General features: G+C 64.8%; 14 protein-coding genes and 1 pseudogene. 8 read left to right on the forward strand and 7 right to left on the reverse strand.

The features are described from left to right. From lpxC to ligA, 4 genes are all read left to right on the forward strand, one after another. Complete coding sequence (lpxC, locus tag ACR9YP_RS14450) at positions 1-963, forward strand: UDP-3-O-acyl-N-acetylglucosamine deacetylase (RefSeq protein WP_474220192.1); 963 nt, start codon at positions 1-3, stop codon at positions 961-963. A 244-nt stretch (positions 964-1,207) separates the two neighbouring features. Beyond that, positions 1,208-2,098 carry an outer membrane protein assembly factor BamD gene (locus ACR9YP_RS14455; RefSeq protein WP_091880315.1) on the forward strand — a complete coding sequence of 297 codons (891 nt, stop codon included), beginning with the start codon at positions 1,208-1,210 and terminating at the stop codon, positions 2,096-2,098. 13 nt (positions 2,099-2,111) lie between these two features. Next, positions 2,112-3,785 carry a DNA repair protein RecN gene (gene recN, locus ACR9YP_RS14460; protein ID WP_474220193.1) on the forward strand — a complete coding sequence of 558 codons (1,674 nt, stop codon included), beginning with the start codon at positions 2,112-2,114 and terminating at the stop codon, positions 3,783-3,785. Between the two features lie 153 nt (positions 3,786-3,938). Beyond that, positions 3,939-6,092, forward strand: coding sequence for an NAD-dependent DNA ligase LigA (gene ligA / locus ACR9YP_RS14465; RefSeq protein ID WP_474220195.1), 2,154 nt, complete (start codon positions 3,939-3,941; stop codon positions 6,090-6,092). A 181-nt stretch (positions 6,093-6,273) separates the two neighbouring features. On the opposite strand, the gene ACR9YP_RS14470 is transcribed toward ligA, so the two are convergent. The 3 genes from ACR9YP_RS14470 to ACR9YP_RS14480 form a co-directional block, all read right to left on the reverse strand. Further along, positions 6,274-7,548: a multidrug effflux MFS transporter gene (locus ACR9YP_RS14470; protein ID WP_474220196.1), complete on the reverse strand. Its 1,275-nt coding sequence runs from the start codon at positions 7,546-7,548 to the stop codon at positions 6,274-6,276. 169 nt (positions 7,549-7,717) lie between these two features. Then, positions 7,718-8,875: an IS4 family transposase gene (locus ACR9YP_RS14475; RefSeq protein ID WP_438103250.1), complete on the reverse strand. Its 1,158-nt coding sequence runs from the start codon at positions 8,873-8,875 to the stop codon at positions 7,718-7,720. Positions 8,876-9,123: 248 nt separating this feature from the next. Continuing rightward, a complete protein-coding gene (locus ACR9YP_RS14480) occupies positions 9,124-10,953 on the reverse strand; it encodes an aminopeptidase P family protein (RefSeq protein WP_474220197.1) in 1,830 nt (609 codons plus the stop codon). Between the two features lie 187 nt (positions 10,954-11,140). Here ACR9YP_RS14480 and ACR9YP_RS14485 point away from each other — a divergent pair, with 187 nt between their 5' ends. Further along, positions 11,141-11,320, forward strand: a complete 180-nt coding sequence (locus ACR9YP_RS14485) for a hypothetical protein (protein WP_438106005.1) — start codon at positions 11,141-11,143, stop codon at positions 11,318-11,320. Positions 11,321-11,505: 185 nt separating this feature from the next. Here the strand turns inward: ACR9YP_RS14485 and ACR9YP_RS14490 are convergent, their stop codons facing one another. Next, positions 11,506-12,393 (reverse strand): 50S ribosomal protein L11 methyltransferase, encoded by an 888-nt coding sequence (locus ACR9YP_RS14490; RefSeq protein ID WP_438106007.1) that lies wholly within the window; start codon positions 12,391-12,393, stop codon positions 11,506-11,508. A 71-nt stretch (positions 12,394-12,464) separates the two neighbouring features. Between ACR9YP_RS14490 and ACR9YP_RS14495 the strand changes: the two are divergent. Continuing rightward, positions 12,465-12,611 (forward strand): annotated as a pseudogene (locus ACR9YP_RS14495) (Flp family type IVb pilin); the annotation flags it as partial. Positions 12,612-12,902: 291 nt separating this feature from the next. On the opposite strand, the gene ACR9YP_RS14500 reads toward ACR9YP_RS14495, so the two are convergent. Beyond that, complete coding sequence (locus ACR9YP_RS14500) at positions 12,903-14,513, reverse strand: phytoene desaturase family protein (protein ID WP_474220199.1); 1,611 nt, start codon at positions 14,511-14,513, stop codon at positions 12,903-12,905. Between the two features lie 293 nt (positions 14,514-14,806). Between ACR9YP_RS14500 and ACR9YP_RS14505 the strand changes: the two genes are divergently transcribed. Further along, positions 14,807-17,086 carry a fused MFS/spermidine synthase gene (locus ACR9YP_RS14505; protein ID WP_474220200.1) on the forward strand — a complete coding sequence of 760 codons (2,280 nt, stop codon included), beginning with the start codon at positions 14,807-14,809 and terminating at the stop codon, positions 17,084-17,086. A 111-nt stretch (positions 17,087-17,197) separates the two neighbouring features. On the opposite strand, the gene ACR9YP_RS14510 is transcribed toward ACR9YP_RS14505, so the two are convergent. Next, positions 17,198-18,133, reverse strand: a complete 936-nt coding sequence (locus ACR9YP_RS14510) for a glycerophosphodiester phosphodiesterase (RefSeq protein ID WP_438106009.1) — start codon at positions 18,131-18,133, stop codon at positions 17,198-17,200. A 125-nt stretch (positions 18,134-18,258) separates the two neighbouring features. Next, the gene (locus tag ACR9YP_RS14515; RefSeq protein ID WP_474220201.1) at positions 18,259-19,071 is read right to left on the reverse strand and encodes a L,D-transpeptidase; all 813 of its coding nucleotides are present in this window, start codon (positions 19,069-19,071) and stop codon (positions 18,259-18,261) included. 280 nt (positions 19,072-19,351) lie between these two features. On the opposite strand from ACR9YP_RS14515, the gene ACR9YP_RS14520 reads away from it, so the two are divergent. Continuing rightward, on the forward strand, positions 19,352-19,678 hold the full coding sequence (locus tag ACR9YP_RS14520; protein WP_438106011.1) for a hypothetical protein: 327 nt from the start codon (positions 19,352-19,354) through the stop codon (positions 19,676-19,678). Positions 19,679-19,695: the final 17 nt, after the last annotated feature.

Here is a 19,695-nt window from a genome sequence, read left to right on the forward strand (position 1 = left end):
ATGAAATTTAGCCGGCAAACAACGCTTCATGCGCAAGCCTCCGTGGCAGGCGTAGGCGTTCATTCCGGTCTTCCCGTCACTCTCACGCTTGGGCCTGCGCCTGTCGACGCAGGTTTTATTTTTGTCCGCACTGGACTTGAGGGAAGTGACCGCGAAGTTCAGGCTACCGCCGAGCAGGTGATTGCGACCGACTTCGCCACCGTCCTCGGCGATCGCGACGGCCCGCTGGTCTCCACCGCCGAGCACGTGCTCGCTGCACTGCGGGGCATGGGTGTCGACAACGCCACGATCGAGATCGACGGGCCCGAAGTGCCGATCATGGACGGCAGCGCCGCCGCCTTCATTGCGGCGATCGACCAGGCCGGCATCGTCACCCAATCGGCCCAGCGCCGCTTCATTCAGATTTTGAAGCCGATCTCGGTCAAGATCGGCGATTCCTTCGGCGAGATCAGGCCCTACGCCAACGGGTTCCGCGCTGAGGTCGAAATCGACTTCACCAACCCCGTCATCGGCCAGCAGAGCTACGCTTTCGACCTCAGCGCCGAGCGTTTCCGCCGCGAAGTCGGCCGCGCCCGGACTTTCGGCCTGATGGGCGATGTCGCGCGGCTCTGGAGCGCCGGCTATGCCCTCGGCGCCTCCTTCGACAACACCGTCGTGTTCGACGATGAGCGGCTGCTCAACACTGAGGGCCTGCGCTACGCCGACGAATGTGCCCGCCACAAGGTGCTGGACGTGATCGGCGACCTCGCGCTGGCCGGCCTGCCGCTGCTTGGCGCTTACCGCTCGGTGCGTGGCGGCCACAAGCTCAACCACGCCGTCCTGACCGCGCTGCTGGCCGACCGTACCGCTTGGCGGGTGGTCGAGGGCGAAGCGGCACGCCGCACCACGCGTCCCCAGGGCGAAGTTGGTCGCGGCATCGTCGGCGGCCGGATCGCCGCGGCCTACGGGCCGGACGTGTCCTGACGGACCTGTTGTCGCAGGGTGCGGGTCGCGACTGCCCTCGGGAAATTCCTGGTAACCATGATCGACTAGCATTGCGGCAGTTTCGCCTTAATCCGGGCGAAATGCCTGCCTATCCGGTTCGTTAAAGATCGTTTTTCGGATAGATCGGCGTGGTCGCATGGCAGGCACCACGGTCACATTTCGCGCCCATGACGGGGTTCATGGGCTGGCGGGCACCGCATCACAGGGCGTCAAGGCAAAACTCATGTCGGCACAGCGTATGACGCGCGGATATCTCCCGGTCTCGTCTCGAGCCCGCGGCCTGCTTCACGCCGTCACCTTCATCCTGCTCGCGCTGCCGCTGGCCGGCTGTGGCACCGGCTCGCTCTGGGACAAGTTCACCGCCAAGGACGACACCTTCGTCGAGGAGCCCGCCGACAAGATCTACAATGAGGGCCTGTACCTCATGAACGAGAAGAAGGACATGAAGGCGGCGAACAAGAAATTCGAAGAGGTCGACCGCCAGCATCCTTATTCCGAGTGGGCTCGCAAATCGCTGCTGATGTCCGCTTATGCGTCCTACCAGGGCGGCGACTATGACGGCTGCATCGGCGCTGCCACCCGCTATGTCACGCTGCATCCCGGCAGCCCGGATGCGGCCTATGCGCAATACCTGATCGCCGCCTCGCATTACGACCAGATCCCGGACATCAGCCGCGACCAGGCCCGCACCGAGAAGGCGATCGCCGCGCTGGAAGAGGTGGTGCGCAAATATCCGAACTCGGAATATGCCACCTCGGCCAAGGCCAAGATCGAGGGTGCGCGCGACCAGCTCGCCGGCAAGGAAATGAATGTCGGCCGCTACTACGCGCAGAAGCGCGACTACACGGCGGCGATCAACCGCTACAAGACCGTCGTCACGCAGTACCAGACCACCCGCCATGTCGAGGAGGCGCTGTTCCGGCTCACCGAGGCCTATATGGCGATCGGCATCGTCGGCGAGGCGCAGACCGCGGCGGCCGTGCTCGGGCACAATTTTCCTGACAGCCGCTGGTACAAGGACGCCTATAATCTTGTAAAATCCGGCGGTCTCGAACCGAGCGAGAATCAGGGGTCTTGGATCAGCCGGACCTTCAAGAAAATGGGTCTCGGCTAGGAAATTTGGTTCCATGCTGGCGCGTCTGTCGATCCGTGACATCGTCCTGATCGAACGGCTCGATATCGAATTCGCCACCGGCCTTGCGGTTTTGACCGGCGAGACCGGTGCGGGCAAATCCATCCTGCTCGATGCCTTTGCACTGGCGCTCGGCGGCCGCGGCGACGCCGGCCTCGTGCGCCACGGTGCGGAGCAGGGGCAGGTCACCGCCATGTTCGATGTCCCCAAGAATCACCCCGCGACGAAGATCCTGGCCGAGAACGGCCTGGACGACACCGGTGAGATGATTCTCCGCCGCGTGCAGCTCGCCGACGGCCGCACCCGCGCCTTCATCAACGACCAGTCGATCAGCGTGCAGACGCTGAAGGCGGTCGGTGCCGCCCTGGTCGAGATCCATGGCCAGCACGATGAGCGCGCGCTGGTCGATGCCGCCACCCATCGTCGCCTGCTCGACGCCTTTTCCGGCCTCGAAAAGGACGTCGCCGCCGTGGAAGCGCTCTGGGACGCCCGCCGCACCGCCAATACCGAGCTTGAGGAGCATCGCGCCGGCATGGAGCGCGCCGCGCGTGAGGCCGATTATCTGCGCCACGCCTCCGACGAGCTGAAGCAGCTCGCGCCCAAGGACGGCGAAGAGACCTCGCTGGCTTCGCGCCGCACCACCATGATGCAGGGCGAGAAGATCGCTTCCGATTTGCGCGAGGCGCAGGAGGCGGTTGGCGGCAATCATTCGCCGGTCGCGGCGCTGTCGGCCGCAGTGCGCCGGCTGGAACGGCGCGGCGTCAACTCGCCGGCGCTGGTCGAGCCGGCGGTGAAGGCGATCGACGCCGCGATCAACGCGCTGGAGGAGGCCGACCAGCATCTCCAGGCGGCCTTGGCCGCAACCGATTTCGATCCCGCCGAGCTCGAACGCATCGAGGAGCGGCTTTTTGCTTTGCGTGCGGCGTCACGTAAATATTCGACGCCGGTGGATGGCCTCGCCGCGCTTGCCGCCAAATATGCCGCCGACGTCGTGCTGATCGATGCCGGCGCCTCGCGGCTGAAGAAGCTGGAGCAGGCCGCGATCGAGGCAGATAGCCGCTATGCGGCCGCCGCCAAGAAATTGTCGCTGGCGCGGCAGAAATCGGCGGAGAAGCTCAACAAGGCCGTCAACGCCGAGCTCGCCCCGCTCAAGCTCGAACGCGCAAAATTCATGACCCAGGTCGAGACCGACGAGGCCGCGCCGGGGCCGCAGGGTTTCGATCGCGTCGAGTTCTGGGTGCAGACCAACCCGGGCACCAAGCCGGGGCCCATGATGAAGGTCGCCTCGGGCGGCGAGCTCTCGCGTTTCCTGCTGGCGCTCAAGGTCGTGCTGTCCGACCGCGGCTCGGCGCCGACCCTGGTGTTCGACGAGATCGACACCGGCGTCGGCGGTGCGGTCGCCGATGCCATCGGCGGGCGACTGGCGCGGCTTGCCGGCAAGGTGCAGGTGATGGCCGTGACCCACGCCCCGCAGGTCGCCGCCCGCGCCGACCAGCATCTCTTGATCTCCAAGGACGCCCTCGACAAGGGCAAGCGCGTCGCCACCCGCGTCAATGCACTGGCCGCCGACCACCGCCGCGAGGAGATCGCGCGCATGCTGGCCGGTGCCGAAATCACGGCGGAAGCCAGGGCAGCCGCAGAACGGCTGCTCAAGGCGGCGACGGCTTGACGCTCTCTTGTCCCGGCCGAAGAGCCGGGACCCAGAATGCCGCGCATGGGCCCCGGCTCTGCAGCGCACCGCCGAAGAAGCGCTGCGCTGCGCCCGGGGCACGCAAACGTAACCACCTTTACCCTCCCGCCCGCTCCGTCGTATCCAAGCACCATGGCCAGAGCAGCAAAATCCAAAGCAACACCGCCTCGCGACGTCGCCGATCTCACTCAGGCGCAGGCTAAGGTCGAGCACAAGCGGCTGGCGCTCGAGATCGAGGGGCACAACGAGCGCTACTATCAAGAGGACGCGCCCACCGTTACCGACGCCGAATACGATGCGTTGCGGCAGCGCCTCAACGCCATCGAAAAGCGCTTTCCGGAGTTCGTCAGCGCGGAGTCGCCGTCGCAGAAGGTCGGCGCGGCGCCGTCGGGCCGCTTCAGGAAGGTCCGGCACGCCCTCCCGATGCTGTCGCTCGACAACGCCTTTGCCGAAGAGGACGTGCGCGACTTCGTGGGCCGCATCGCACGCTTCCTGAAGCTCGGCGACGATCAGGTCAATTTCTCCGCCGAACCCAAGATCGACGGCCTGTCGATGTCGCTGCGCTATGAGGGCGGTGAACTCATCACGGCCGCGACGCGCGGCGACGGCGCGGTAGGCGAGGATGTCACCGCCAACATCCGCACGCTCGAAGATGTGCCGCAGAAGCTGAAGGGCCGCAACGTCCCCGATATCTGCGAGGTGCGCGGCGAGGTCTACATGACCAAGAGGGCGTTTCTGGCGCTGAACGAGCGACAGAAAGCCGAAGGCGGCACCATCTTCGCCAATCCGCGCAACTCGGCCGCAGGCTCTTTGCGGCAGAAGGATCCGACCATCACCGCCTCGCGCCCCCTCGGTTTCTTTGCCTATGCCTGGGGCGAGATGAGCGCGATGCCCGAGGGCACGCAGAGCGGCATGATCGGCTGGTTCGAGCGTTGCGGCTTCAAGACCAATCCGCTGACCAAGCTGTGTCACTCGATCGAGGAGCTGCTCGCGTTCCATCACTCGATCGAAGAGCAGCGCGCAAGGCTCGACTACGACATCGATGGCGTCGTCTACAAGGTCGACCGGATCGACTGGCAGGAGCGGCTCGGCTTCGTCTCGCGCACGCCGCGCTGGGGCATCGCGCACAAATTCCCGGCCGAGCGTGCCATGACGGTGCTGCGCGACATCGAAATCCAGGTCGGCCGCACCGGCTCGTTCACGCCGGTCGGCAAGCTCGAACCGGTCGGCGTCGGGGGCGTGATCGTGCAGAACGTCACGCTGCACAATGAGGACTACATCAAGGGCATCGGCAACAAGGGCGAGGTGCTGCGCGAGGGCCGCGACATCCGCATCGGCGACACGGTGGTGATTCAGCGCGCGGGCGACGTCATCCCGCAGGTGGTCGACGTCGTCCTCGACAAGCGGCCGAAGACCGCCAAGGAATTTCACTTTCCGAAGAAGTGCCCGTGTCCACTGCACACCGACGTCACGCGTGAGGAGACGGCGACCGGCGAGGAGGGCTCGCGCGCCCGCTGTACCGGCGAGTTCGCCTGTCCCTATCAGAAGATCGAGCACCTCAAGCTGTTCGTCTCGCGCCGCGCCTTCGACATCGACGGCTTGGGGGAGAAGCAGCTCCAGTATTTCTTCGATGAGGGGTGGGTGAAGGAGCCTGCTGACATCTTCACGCTGGAGGAGCGCAACTCAAAACTCAAGCTCGAACAGATCGAGGGCTACGGCGTAACGTCGGTGCGAAATCTGTTCGGCGCCATCGAGAGCCGGCGCAAAATCGCGCTGGAGCGCTTCGTCTATGCGCTCGGCATGCGCCATGTCGGCGAGACCACGGCGCTGGCGCTGGCGCGCGGCTACGGCTCCTGGGACGCCTTTCACGACGCCTGCCTCAAGGTTGCCAAGGGCGACGAGGAGGCGATGACGGACATGGACGCGCTCGACCAGATCGGCGACACCGTCATCAAGAGCATCGCCGACTATTTCGGCGAGAGCCACAATCGCGGCATCGTCGAGCGGCTGACCAGGGAAGTCGAGATCGTCGACGCCGAGAAGCCGAAGAGCAACTCCGCCGTCGCCGGCAAGACCGTGGTGTTCACCGGCTCGCTGGAGAAGATGACGCGGGACGAGGCCAAGGCAACCGCGGAGCGGCTGGGTGCAAAGGTGTCGGGATCGGTGTCGAAGAAGACCGATCTCGTCGTGGCCGGCCCCGGCGCCGGCTCGAAACTCGCCGAAGCCAACAAGCACGGTGTCAAGGTACTGACCGAGGACGAGTGGCTGAAGCTGATCGGGGAGTGAGGGTTTTTCTTCCTTCTCCCCTTGTGGGAGTAAGCTGGCGCGAAGCGCCGGATGAGGGGTTGCATCCACAAACTCGGCTGAGAGTGATCTGTGTGGAGAGAACCCCTCACCCGTCTCGCCGCTATCGCGGCGAGCCACCCTCTCCCGCAAGGGGAGAGGGGAAGGCCCACCGCGCGCCCCGTCACATCATCCCCGTCTCTTCCTCCTCCGCCTGCTCGATCAGCTTCTCGCTGACCATGACCTCGCGGCGGGGGACGACGAACATCATCGTGCAGGCGCAGAGCAGCGAGATCGCGAGGACCGCCGAGGTCAGCGGCAGCGTGGTCGTGGAGTGGCCGCCGAGATAGGCGCCGAATTGCGACATCAGTGCGCCGATGCCCTGTTGGAGGAAGCCCATTGCGCCGGACGCGGTGCCGGCGGCTTCGGGACGGATGCTGATGGCGCCGGCGGCTGAATTCGCCATCACGAAGGCGTTGCCAGCCATCACGATCATCTGCGTGCCGAACAGCCAGCCGGGCGCTTCGTTCCAGCCGGCGAAGCTCCATATCAGGTTCAGCAGGCTGCCGCAGAGCTGGAGGGCAAGCCCGAACCAGATCAGCTTCTCCAGCGAGTGCCGCGGCGCAAAGCGCACGCAGAGCAGATTGCCGACGAGGAACGCAAAGCCCGAGGTCGCGAACCATGCGCCATATTCGGCGCTGCTGCGGCCCATCTGCGTCACCACGATGTAGGGACCGCCGCCGGCGAAGGTGAAGATGATCTGCGAGGCCAGCACCTGGCACATCACGTAACCGACGAAGGCGCGGTTGCGGATCAGGATGCCGACGTCGCCGCGGAAGCCGCTGCCGGCGGCGCGGCTGCGGCGCGTCTCCGGCAGCTTGACCGCGATGCCGACAGCGACAATGATCGCGGCGATCGTGATGGCGTAGAAGATCGCGCGCCAGCCGAACGCGGTCTCGATCAGGCCGCCGGTGAGCGGGGAGACCATCTGTCCGATCATCAGGGCGGCGACCACGAGGCTGATCATCGAGGCGACGCGATCGCGTTCATAGATGTCGCGGATGATGGCGCGGCTTACCACCATGCCGGCGGCTCCGCCCAGCGCCTGGAAGAAACGCGCGGCGATCAGCTGCGGCAGGTTTTGCGCGAAGATGCAGGCGACGCTGGCCGCGATCATCAGCGCCAGCCCTCCAAGCAGCACCGGGCGCCGGCCGAACCGGTCCGATAGCGGCCCCATGATGAGCTGCGACAGCGCGATGCCGACCATGTAGAGCGACACTGTCATCTGCGCGATCGAGATGTCGCTGCCGAAATTCGTCGCCAGCACCGGCAGTGCCGGAACCAGCATGTAGAGCGAGATCGGCGCGATCCCGGTCATGACCACCAAGAGCAGGAGCACCAAGCGCGACGTCGCGAGGTTTGTCGCCGCTCCCGGCGGCTTGCTGATCATGCCGTGCATGCGTATCCGTCTTTCGAATTCGAATCGACTGTAGCGCGCTCGTGCAAGACCGATATCGGCGTTTCGGAATGCGGCTATACGGATTCCGGGATGGTTACGATGATGGCGCGATGACCGCCCCGGCCTCCGCTGCCATTCCCCGCGAAAGCGCAGGGCTGTCCGGGGAATTCTATGCATAACAGAAGCTGATCTGGTCGGGGGAGCTTCTGTCGCGGGCAGCGGATGGGTTCACCTTGGGAGGTCGGTCGATGTCGGCGATTGGTTTTCGTGCGAACAGCGACGCGGCGACAAGACCTGCGAAGCGGATAGCCGGCATGATTAGACGACTTTCGCGTGCGGCGATCCGCAGCAGCAGATAGGCGATCATGGCGGCGAGGATTTGCAGACGGACCGCGTTCTCGGAGCGGCCGAGAAATTTGCGAAGCTTGAGGTGCTGCTTGATCCAGCGGAACAACAGCTCGATCTGCCAGCGTGTTTTGTAAAGCGCAGCGATTTCGATGGCCGAACGCTTCAGATCGTTGGTGATGAGGGTCAGTTTTGTACCGTCATCGCGTTTGAGGCGTATGCGGCGCATCGGAACAGCAAGTTTGGAGCTGCTGAGGAGCTTTACCTCAGCATCGTCGATGATTTTAAAGCCCTTCCCCTTTTGTTTCCGCAGCTTCCGCCAGCGTGTAGCTCTGAAGCGCAGATTCTTCTTCTGGCGGGTGACGAAGCAGGCGCCCGCGTCGTGAAGCCGTGTCCACCAGGCATAACTGCAATAGGCCTTGTCGAACACATAGGTGGCGCCGGCCTCGATCGGGAATTGCTGGGCTGGTGTGACGTCATTGACCGTCGACGGCGTGATCGCCAGACGGCGCGGATGATCCGAGCCGGGATCGTAAACCACGTGAAGCTTGAGACCACGGGTACGTCCGTTCCAACCGGCCCAGGTGCTGAGTTGATCCAGCGGCACCGGCGTCGCATCGATCAGCCGCAGCATCTCGGCACCCTCCCGCTTCAGCGCTCGGTCGGCATGCCCAGACAATCGCTCAAAGACTTCTGCGAAGATACTGACCGGCCGTCGGGCATTGGCATCCGCAAGCGTCGAGCGCGCCAATTTGCCGACACCAAGATGGTAGTGATGATGCGAATTGGCGTTCCAGATCGCCTCAAGGGCACGCAAGCTGTCGACGCCACTGAGCTGGGAGAATATCAATGCGACAAGATGATCCCAGCTGTCGAACGTCTTGTCGTAGGCATCGCCATCCAAACGATCCACAGTCGTCTGAAACTGCCGCCGATTGATCGGTTCAAGCAGCCTTCCAAAAATGCTATCGCTAAACCGCATGCCCGGCCCCTTTCTGAGTCTCGACAACCAGAAAGTACCTGCTTCAAGCCGGGAAAACCCGGGCATGCTCCGCGACACAGTGAATCATTCCCCGGACAGCCCTGCGCGAAAGCGGGGAATCCAGTATTCCAGAGGCAGATGTCGTATGCGGAGAGGCTACGGCGTACTGGATGCCCGCCTTCGCGGGGGAACGGCTGTAGTGGAGCAGGCAGCGTTGCGCAAATCGCCTAGCGCCATGCGCACCGAACTTACGGCTTCAGCTCCGCCGTTGCCTGATCGAGCCAGGCCTTCGTCGCTTCATCAAGCGCCGGCCGCACCTCGGCCCTGACCCGCACATGATACGCATTGAGCCAGTCGAGCTCATCGCGGCTCAGCATCGTCACATCGATCAGCCGGCGGTCGATCGGTGCCAGCGTCAGCGTCTCGAACGCATTCATCGGCTTCTCGGCACCGTTGATGTCGAGGGCGACCACCAGCTCGAGGTTCTCGATGCGGATGCCGAAGCCATCGGTCTTGTAGTAGCCGGGCTCGTTGGACAGGATCATGCCGCGCTTGAGCGGCGTGGTGCCGAGCTTCGAGATCCGCGCCGGCCCCTCATGCACCGAGAGATAGCTGCCGACGCCGTGGCCGGTGCCGTGCTCGAAATCGACGCCGGCGGCCCAGAGATATTGCCGCGCCAGCGTGTCGAGCTGCGCGCCGGTGGTGCCGTCGGGGAAGACCGCGCGTGCAATCGCGATGTGGCCGCGCAGCACGCGGGTGAAGCGGTCGCGCATCTCCGCCGTCGGCTCGCCCACGGCCATGGTGCGGGTGACGTCGGTGGTGCCGTCTTCATATTGCGCGCCGGAATCGATCAGCAGCAGGTCGCCGGGTGCGATCCGCCGGTTGCTCTTGCGGGTGACGCGGTAGTGCACGATGGCGCCGTTCGGACCGGTGCCCGAGATGGTCGGGAACGAAACGTCCTTCAACGCGCCGGTGTCGCGGCGGAACGTCTCCAGCGCCTCGACCGCGTCGATCTCGGTGAGCTTGCCGCTTCCCGCCTCGCGATCGATCCACGCGAGGAAGCGCGCCAGCGCCACGGCGTCGCGCACATGTGCGGTCTTCGTGCCCTTGATCTCGGTCGCGTTCTTCACCGCCTTGAGCAGCGCAATCGGGTCGCTGCCGCGCACCGGCTTGCCGCCAGCGCCTGCAATCAGCCGGCTGAGCGCGTCGGCCGCCGTGGCATTGTCGAGCGCGATTGCGGCGCCGCTCTTGGCCAGCGCCATCAGCGTCGGCGCCATCGCATCGGGTTCGCGCACGTCGGCGGACTGTTCGAGATGGTCGCGCGTGAGGTTGGAGAGCTTGCGGTGGTCGATGAAGATCGTCGGCCGTCCGTCCTTCGGCACCAGCGCGTAGGACAGCGGCAGCGGCGTATGCGCGACGTCGGCGCCACGGATGTTGAAGGTCCAGGCCGCGGCATGGCTGTCCGACACCACCAGCGCATCGACGCCGAGCTTGGCGATTTCGCCTCTGATCTGTGTCAGCTTGTCGGCTTCAGTGAGGCCGGCATGTTGCATTCCGTGCACGGTCACCGGCGCGAGAGGAGGCTGCGGTCGATCGTGCCAAATCGCGTCGACCGGATTGCTGTCGACCGCAACGAGTTCAGCGCCGGCCTTGGCGCAGGCGGCGGACAAGCGCTCGGCTGCTGAAGAAGTGTGCAGCCACGGATCAAATCCGAGGCGGTCGCCGGGCTTCAAGTGCGCCGACACCCAGTTCTCCGGCGGCGGATCGATCAGCGATTCCACCGCCCAGGCCTTCGCATCCACCTGCTTGGCGGCCTGGAGCGTATAGCGGCCGTCGACGAAGATCGCAGCCTCCTGGGTCAGGACCACCGCCAATCCAGCTGATCCAGTGAAGCCGGTCAGCCAGGCGAGCCGCTCTTCCGACGGCGGCACATACTCATTCTGCTGCTGGTCGGCGCGGGGGATCACGAATCCGGTCAGCTTGCGGCGGGCGAGTTCTTCGCGGAGTGCAGCAAGGCGCGCCGCCAATGCGACGCCGGCCTCGGGCTCCTCGAATGTCTGGAAGTGCGCTTCGAACATGGTGGATCACTTTAGGATCATGAGGATCAGTCCGCAATCTAGACGCATTTGCGTCGCATCTGGCATGGACTGTGCTTGAAATAGTTCCATTCGAATTGAGTGGAGTAAAGGGTGCGGCAGTTGCGCTTCGTCCGGACAACAGGGAAATTCGAGCAAGTGGTTCATCTCAACGGCGAGGGGACACACGATGCCATCGTTCACATTTGAGAAGATTTCGCCGCCGGTGCGCCGCGCCCCGACTGTGGCGACACCGAAGAAGCCGCGCGGCCTCATCAGCCAGATGATCGATCGTTTCGCCGAGCGCCGCGCGAGGCGGACGTTGCGGGATGAGCGCACGAGGCGCAAGGTCGAGAAGCCAGCGGAGTAGCGCGGCGAACGCTGGCCTTCACCTCGCCCCGCTTGCGGGGAGAGGTCGGATCGCATCGGAGATGCGATCCGGGTGAGGGGGACTCTCCGCGAGTCCAACTCTCACCGTCCCCGCGGAGACTCCCCCTCACCCCAACCCTCTCCCCGCAAGCGGGGCGAGGGAGCGCAGCGCCATCGCGGCTGCACTCACCCCATCTTCCGCAGCAACAAACTGCTCCATCCCTCGATCCGCAGATGCCGCAGCGGCACGAGGCCGCGCGCGCGGTAGGCGGCGATCACGGCGGGGGCCTGATGCGTCAACAGGCCGGAGAGGATGAGGCGCCCGCCGGGCGCGAGATGTCGCGCCATCGGGCTCGCCAATTGCCGCAAGGGATTGGCAAGGATGTTGGCCAACACCAGGTCGAACGGACCGCATTTGCCAAAATCCGGTGCGGCGAAGCCGGTGGCACGGATCACCCGCACATGGTTACCAACGTCATTCAGCGCCGCATTCTCGGTCGCCACCCGCACCGAGGGTGGGTCGATGTCGGAGGCAAGCACTGCGCGATGCAACGCCTTGGCCGCGGCGATCGCCAGCACGCCGGTCCCGGTGCCGAGGTCGAGCACGCGCCTCGGCCGCGCGCTTTTCAGGACATGGTCAAGCAGCAGTAAACAGCCGCGGGTGGTGCCGTGGTGGCCGGTGCCGAAGGCAAGCGCCGCCTCGATCTCGATCTTGAGCTTGTTCGCCGCCACCCGGTCGCGGTCATGGCTGCCGTGCACGACGAAACGGCCGGCCGGGACCGGCACGAGGTCTTCCAGGCTCGCTTTGACCCAGTCCTTGGCCTCGACGATATCGAAGGCGAGCGTCTCCGCGATCTCGTTTCCTGCCGAAGTTGCAACGAGTTCGCGCAGCCATGCCTGGTCCGGCGCGGCGGCAAAATGCAGCGTGACGTCCCATTGACCGTCCGGCCGCTCGAAGGCGGCGACCGCCGCATCCCCCTCGAAAAACACCTCGGTGAGCACGTCGACGACACGCCTGGCGGCGGTCTCGCTGCCGATCGAGAAGCTGGCGCGATGGGTAGGGGAGGGCTGCATCCTAGGGTTCCGTCGGGTTCATTTTTGGAACTTTTGTTCCCAATTTTCTTTCAGCATAAGTCGCGGCTGGCAGATTCTGGTCGGACGAGTCCGGTGCAACTGCGATCGAATACGGTCTGATCGCAGCCGGTATCGCGCTCGCGATCATCACCGTGGTGAACAGCCTGGGCAGCCCGATGAACGAGAAGTTCGGTTCGATTAGCACCTCTTTGAAGTAATTTCCGCCTCCCATCTCCCAGCCGGGGCCACTTTTCTTCATAAGCTGTTTTTGACCCAACGCCCGCGAGGGGGTGCCCCCTGGCGGGCGAGGTCATTTTTGCTACGCGTGGTTCTCAAGCGGTCTCCACAGGTTATCCGCAGCTTGTACGGCGGCTATCCACGGACTCTTCCCGCAATTGCCCCTTGGTTCTCCACTGCCTTTCCCCAGGCCTGTCCAGCTCGCCCGTCCGAGAGCATCCTCTTCCTGACCACACAACTCTCGACAGCCTGTCCACAGCTCATCCACAGACCTACCCACGGCTTCCGAACAGCGATCGGTGATCCCTCAGAATCGCCTGTGCGGCGTTGTGGCCCGGAGCACCGGTGACGCCGCCGCCGGGATGGGCGCCGGAGCCGCAATGGTAGAGACCCTTCAGCGGGCCGCGATAGTCGGCATGGCCCAGCATCGGCCGCGCCGAGAACAGCTGGTTCAGCGTCAGCGCGCCGTGGAAGATATCTCCACCCAAAAGGCCGAACTGCCGCTCGAGATCGAGCGGCGAGAGGATCTGGCGGCCGAGCACGCTTGCCACAAATCCCGGGGCATATTTGTCCACCGTCGCGATCATGAGATCGGCGACCTCCTCGCGATGGTCGTCCCACGATTTTCCATCGGGAAGCTCCGGCGCGACGTGCTGGCAGAACAAACTCGCGACGTGTTTGCCTTGGGGCGCCAGCGTGTCGTCGAGCGTCGAGGGGATTAGCATTTCGACGACGGGCTCTCGGCTCCAGCCCTGCGCGCGCGCATCGAGATACGCGCGGTCCATGTAGCCGAGGCTCGGTGCCAGGATGATGCCTGAGGTGAGATGATCGCCTTCATCCGGCAGCGCCGTGAAGGAGGGCAGGCGGTCCAGCGCCACGTTCATGCGGAAGGTGCCGGAGCCGTTCTTCCAGTGCCGGATGCGCGCGAGGAACTCGTGGGGCAGGGCGTCGGCCGCGATCAGCCGCGTATAGAGCAGCTTCGGATTGACGTTGGCTGCGACATATTTGGCGCGGATGGCCGTGCCGTTCTCCAGTACGACGCCGACCGCGCGGTCGCGCTCGACGATGATCTCGCGCACGCCCGCGTCGGTGTCGATCACGACGCCGCGGTGCTGCGCGGTGCGCGCCATGGCCTGCGTGATCGCACCCATGCCGCCGATGGCGTGACCCCAGACGCCCTTCTTGCCGTTCACCTCGCCGAAGGCGTGATGCAGCATCACATAGGCCGAACCCGCCGCGTAGGGGCTGGCATAGTTGCCGACGATGGCATCGAAGCCGAACAGCGCCTTGACCAGATCATGCTCGAAACGCTCGTCCAGCATCTCGCCGGCGGAGCGGGTGAAGAGGTCGAGCAGGCTGCGGCTCTGCTCCAGCGTGAGACCGCGCAGGATGTTGGCCGTCTTTAACGCATTCATGGCCTCACGGATCGCGCGCGTGCCAAAGCCGTCAACCAGGTTCGGCGGCGCGCGCAGCACGAATTGCCTGAGCACGTCGGCGATCTCTTCCAGCTCGCGCGTGAAACCGTCGAGCGCATCGGCGTCATGCGCGCTCAGCCGCGCGACGGAATCTTTCGTCCGCCCCTCGCCGGTGAGGAGATAGCTGCCGTCCGGCGCGGGCAGAAAATTCTGCGCGCGCCGTTCGACGATGCGCAGGCCTTGTTCCGCAAGATTCAAGTCGCGGATCACCTGCGGATTGAGCAGGCTCACGGTGTAGGCTGCGACCGAATTCCGGAATCCGGGGTGAAACTCCTCTGTGACCGCCGCCCCGCCGACCACCTTGCGGCGCTCGACCACGCGCACGCGCAGGCCCGCCATCGCGAGATAGGCTGCGCAGGTGAGGCCGTTATGGCCAGCGCCGATGATGACGACGTCGGTTTCGCTCATGAAGGGTTCAAATTTGTTCCATTGTCATTCCGGGATGGTCCGAAGGACCAGACCCGAAATCTCGAGATTCTCAGGTGCGCCGTGGCGCACCCCAGTTCGCCTCGTCGAGGCGCCCCGGAATGACATCTCTATATCAAGCATTCCTCGCATCACGCGACGCTTTATTGCCCGTTCAGGCGCCTTGTGCTCCATTGCGCCCGTCCGGCGCCCGCCGGGGGCATTGTCCGACGCGTTTTCTCGCGCGAACCGAACCGGTGCCCACTTCGCTGGAAAACGCTTTTGCCGGAGCTCCCATGGATTCGATCGTGCAACCCGCCGCCACGGAGCAATCGTCTGCCTCGCGCAACCGGCTGCTGCTGACGGTCTACACCGCCGCGATCTTCGTCAGTGCGCTCTTGCTGTTCTCGGTGCAGCCGCTGTTCACCAAGATGGTGCTGCCGCGACTCGGCGGCTCGCCGGCGGTGTGGTCGGTGGCGATGGTATTCTTCCAGTCGCTGCTGCTCGCGGGTTACGCCTATGCGCATCTGTTGATGCAGGTCAAAAACCGCATCGTTCCGGTTGCAGTGCATCTGGTGCTGCTGATTGCGGCCTTCGCGACGCTGCCGCTCGGAATCGCCTCCGCCTACGGCGAGCCGCCCGCTTCGGGCTATGCGGTCTGGCTGCTCGGCCTGTTCGTGGTCTCGATCGGATTGCCGTTCTTCGCGCTCGCCGCCAATAATCCGCTGCTGCAGGCCTGGTTCGTCCGCACCGGCCATCCCGCCGGGCACGATCCCTATTTCCTTTATGCCTCCTCCAACATCGGCAGCTTCCTTGCGCTGCTGTCCTATCCGTTCCTGCTGGAGCCGATGTTCACGCTGCACGCGCAGAACCGGTTCTGGACCGCCGGCTATGGCCTCTTGATCCTGCTGATCGCTGCCTGCGGCACGCTGCTGTTGCGCTCGCCGCAGCTGACGGTGGCGGATGCGCGAACGGAGGAGGTGAATGCGCCGGCGCCTGGTCTGGTGACGCGGCTGCGCTGGATCTTCCTGGCCGCGGTGCCGTCGGGCCTGCTCATCGCGGTGACCGCGCACATCTCCACCGACGTCGCGGCGGCGCCGCTTTTGTGGGTGCTGCCGCTGTCGCTGTATCTGCTCACTTGGGTCGTCGTGTTCCAGTCGCGTCCGCTGCTGCCGCACAAATGGATGCTGATGCTCCAGCCGGTTGCGATCGCAGGCGTGGTTGTCCTGCTGGCTTTCGGCGGGGAGCAGAATCTGCTGCTCACACTCGGCGGTCATCAATTGTGCTTCTTCGTCATCGCCATGGCCTGCCACGGCGAACTGGCGCGGACGCGGCCGGCGGCCAAATATCTCACCGGCTTTTATGTCGCGCTGTCGTTCGGCGGCATGGTTGGCGGCCTGTTCGCAGGGCTCGTCGCGCCGTTCACCTTCTCGTGGATCGCCGAATATCCGATCCTGATTGCGCTTGCCGCGCTGTGCCGACCGCCTGCTAACGAGCGCCTCGCCGGCCTCGTTCGATGGTATTGGCTGGCGCTCGCCGCGCTCGCGGCGGCGCTCGTTGTGCCGTCCTATGCGACAGGCGGGCTCTCGATCTGGTTGGAGGACCACCGCGTCTGGATTGCCGGCGCCGTCGGCGTGCTCGCCGCGCTGCTGGCGTTGACGTTCAACGCCGACCGCTGGAAGATTTTTGCGACCGTTGCACTCGCGCTGGCGTTGATCCGGGTTTATCCCGCGGACGAGGGGCGCGTCACCACGGTGCGCAGCTTCTTCGGGGTGCACAAGATCGTGGAGACGCCCGGCGGCTATTTCCACGTACTGATGCACGGCACCACGATCCACGGCGCGGAGCGCTTCCGCAACAATGACGGCACGCCGGTCACCGGCTGGCCCGAGCCGATCACCTACTATCACAAGGACGGCGGCATCGGTCAGGCCGTCAGCGCGATCCGCGAGCGCAAGGGCGCGCCGCTGAAGGTCGCCGCGATCGGTGTCGGCTCGGGCACGCTTGCCTGTGCTGCCGAGCGAGGGGAGAGCTGGAAATTCTTCGAAATCGACCAGTCCATGGTCGACGCGGCGCGTGACCCCAAAAATTTCCGCTACATCTCGAGCTGCCTGCCGGATCTGAATCCGGTGATCGGCGATGCGCGGCTCACCTTTGCCAAGGAGCCCGACGGCGCCTACGACCTCATCATCGTCGATGCCTATTCGTCCGATGCGATCCCGATTCATCTTGCGACCAAGGAGGCGATGAAGATCTACAAGGACAAGCTCGCCCCGCACGGCGCCGTGGTGATGCACGTCTCCAACCGGCATCTCGATCTGGAGACCGTCGTGGTCGGCATTGCGGATGCCAACGATCTCACGAGCTGGGTCTTCAACGAGGATTCCGGGCGCGATTCCGATTACATCTTCTCGACCGACGTCGTCATCTCTGCGCGGGAGGAGGCCGACATCGGCAAGCTTGCCTCCTCGAAGTCATGGGAGCAGACCGAAGCTGACGACAGGGTGCGGGTCTGGAGCGACGACTATTCCAATATTCTGGGCGCGCTGTATCGGCGCCTAAGGGACGGGGAATAGGGACCTTTTCGTAGCCCGGATGGAGCGAAGCGCAATCCGGGGCCGCTTCGGCGTGACGGGCACTGCTCCCGGATTGCGCTCGCTCCATCCGGGCTACAAGGCGGGTCGGTTCTAAGGCTCCACCGGCGTGCCGGCCGGCAACGCAATTCCTTTCTCGCCGGCGATCTGCCGCAACAGGTCCGGCCTATCCGAGATGATGCCGTCGACGCCAAGCTCGATCATGTGCGCCATGTCGTCGGGCTTGTTGACCGTCCACACCACGACGCGCAGTCCAAGTCCGCGGGCCTCCGAGATGAGCGCCGCGGTCACATCGCCAAAATAAGGCGACCAGACCGCGCCGCCCGCGGCCTTGATCGTCCGCGGCAGCGAGCCGCCATGATCGGCCGGATTGAAGCCCGCCGTCCAGTTGGTGGCTTTGTCGAGCGCCACCGTCTGGCCTGAGCCGCGCTGGAGCGTGAGGTACACCGTCGGTATCTTCGGTGCTTGCTGTTGCACGAGCTGCAACGTTCTCCAGTCGAACGACTGGATCATGACACGGTCGGAAAACTTTTCGGCCTCGATCAGGAGGAGGAGCCTGGTGACGAAAGCTTGCGGGTCGAGAGATTGGTCCGGATGGTTCGGATCGATCTTGGTCTCGATGTTGAAGCGCACGCGGGTGTTGCCTGACTTGCGCGCCAGTGCGAACAGCTCACTCAAGGTGGGAATGCGGGTCCCCGGCAGCGCGCGCTGATCGGGAAATTGTCTCGCATAGGCGCTGTCCGGTCGGATCCGGCCGACGTCATAAGTCCTGATCTCGTCGAGCCGCAGTTTCACGAACGGGGTGCCGGGCGCAGTGATGTAGGCCCCGTCGGGGCCGCGCGCCAGATCCGGATTGAGCCCGCGTTCATGCGAGACGACGACTTCGCCGTCCGCGGTCACACCGACGTCGAGCTCCAGCGTGTCCACGCCCATCGACAGCGCATTGGCAAAGGCCGGCAGGGTGTTTTCCGGCAGCAGCGCCCGCCCGCCGCGATGCGCCTCGAGATCGAAGGCCAAATCCGATGCCATGGCCTCTCCCGCCATCAAAACCCAGAGCACAGCTAGTGCGGTCGTGGCACGTGTTGGCATGGTGCCTCGAATAGCAATCTATTGTTCGTGCCGACCGCCGAAGGCGGTGACGAAGACGGCTAGCCTCAGTTCTGGTAGTAATAGCCGCGCGGCTGATAAACCTGCCGGGGCTGTGGCTGATAGTAGGAGCCCTGCTGGCCATAGCCCTGGTCGTAATAGGGGCGCGGCTGCTGCTGCTGATAGACCTGCGCGTCATAGAGCGGGCGGCCGGCTGAGCGCGGCGCCGGATAGCGCGCGCCGGTGTCGCTGCCGTCGGCCGGATAGATGTAATTGTCGTCCTGCGGCATGTAGCGGCGGGCGGGCTGCGCCGGCGGAGTCAGGTTCACGGGATCGCCGGCAGTGCTGTACTGTTCTTCGGCCGGCTGCGGCGCGCGGGCAACCGCATTGGCGTTGCGGCCGCGCGGATTGCGCGCCAGCGCCACCTGCGCCGAGCCGGTCAGCGTCACCGTGGTGTTGAGCACGCCCTGCTGCTGCACCAGCGCATAGAGCGTCGAGGCATTCTGGCGCGACAGCCGCACGCAGCCATGCGATGCCGGCGAGCCGAGCCGGCCGACTGAGTCGGTGCCGTGGATGGCATGCCCGATCTTGGTGAAGAAGATCGCGTGCGGCATCGGCGCGTCGTCGAACTCCTTGGAGTAGTGATCCTCTTCCATGCGGAAGGCGCGGAACGCGCCGTTCGGCGTCTCGCGCGAGGGGATGCCGGTCGACACCGGCCAGTGATAGCGCGCGACCCCATCGACCGCGACGGTCATCTGCTGATTGTCCTTGTCGATGGTGATCTCGACCTTGGCCTGGGCGGCGCCCGCGCTCAAAAACATCAGGGAGGTGAAAGCAATCAAAAACGAACGCATCGGACTTCTGGCCTCCGGCCTGTTCATGCTAGGCGCCGCGGCTCTCCGTCCCCCGTCGTGCACTATGCCTGCAATCCGGCTTTCGTTCCAGCGGCCTAGCCGTCCATCGTTAACGCGATGCAGGGCGTAAGCAAGGCCGCTTTGTGCCGCGTGGCTCGCGGCGGCGCTGACATTTTCGCGAGCCGGATTTGCGTTCACAACACCGACAATTCGTCACAAAGGCGCAACCATTTGGCCGCTCGGTGCGTTGGTCATGGCCATCCTTCACAGGTCAGCGCTCGCTGCCATTCATCCTTTGGGACCGAAGATGAAGAAAGCCCGTATCGCCGCCGCGCAATTGCCGGCCGCTCGACCCGTCCGCCTGCTGTTCGCAGCCGCCGCCATCCTGCTCGCCTTGTTGTCCCTGCCGCAGGCCGGCCACGCCCAGGGCATCGTGCGCGGCGCGCAGGAAGGCTCTTATGAAGGTAACCGGATTGCCGGCCCCGTGGGCGGCGCGGTCGGCGGTGTCGTTGGTGCCGGTGTCGGCGGCGCCGTCGGTGCAGTCGAGGGCGTGCTCGGCATTCCCCACCGTCACTACCGCCACCGCTGCCACGGCTATTATGACGGTTACCACCGCTTCCATTGCTATCGGTGATGTCGTCGTAGCCCGGA

This window comes from Bradyrhizobium sp. BR14999 (assembly GCF_056106085.1).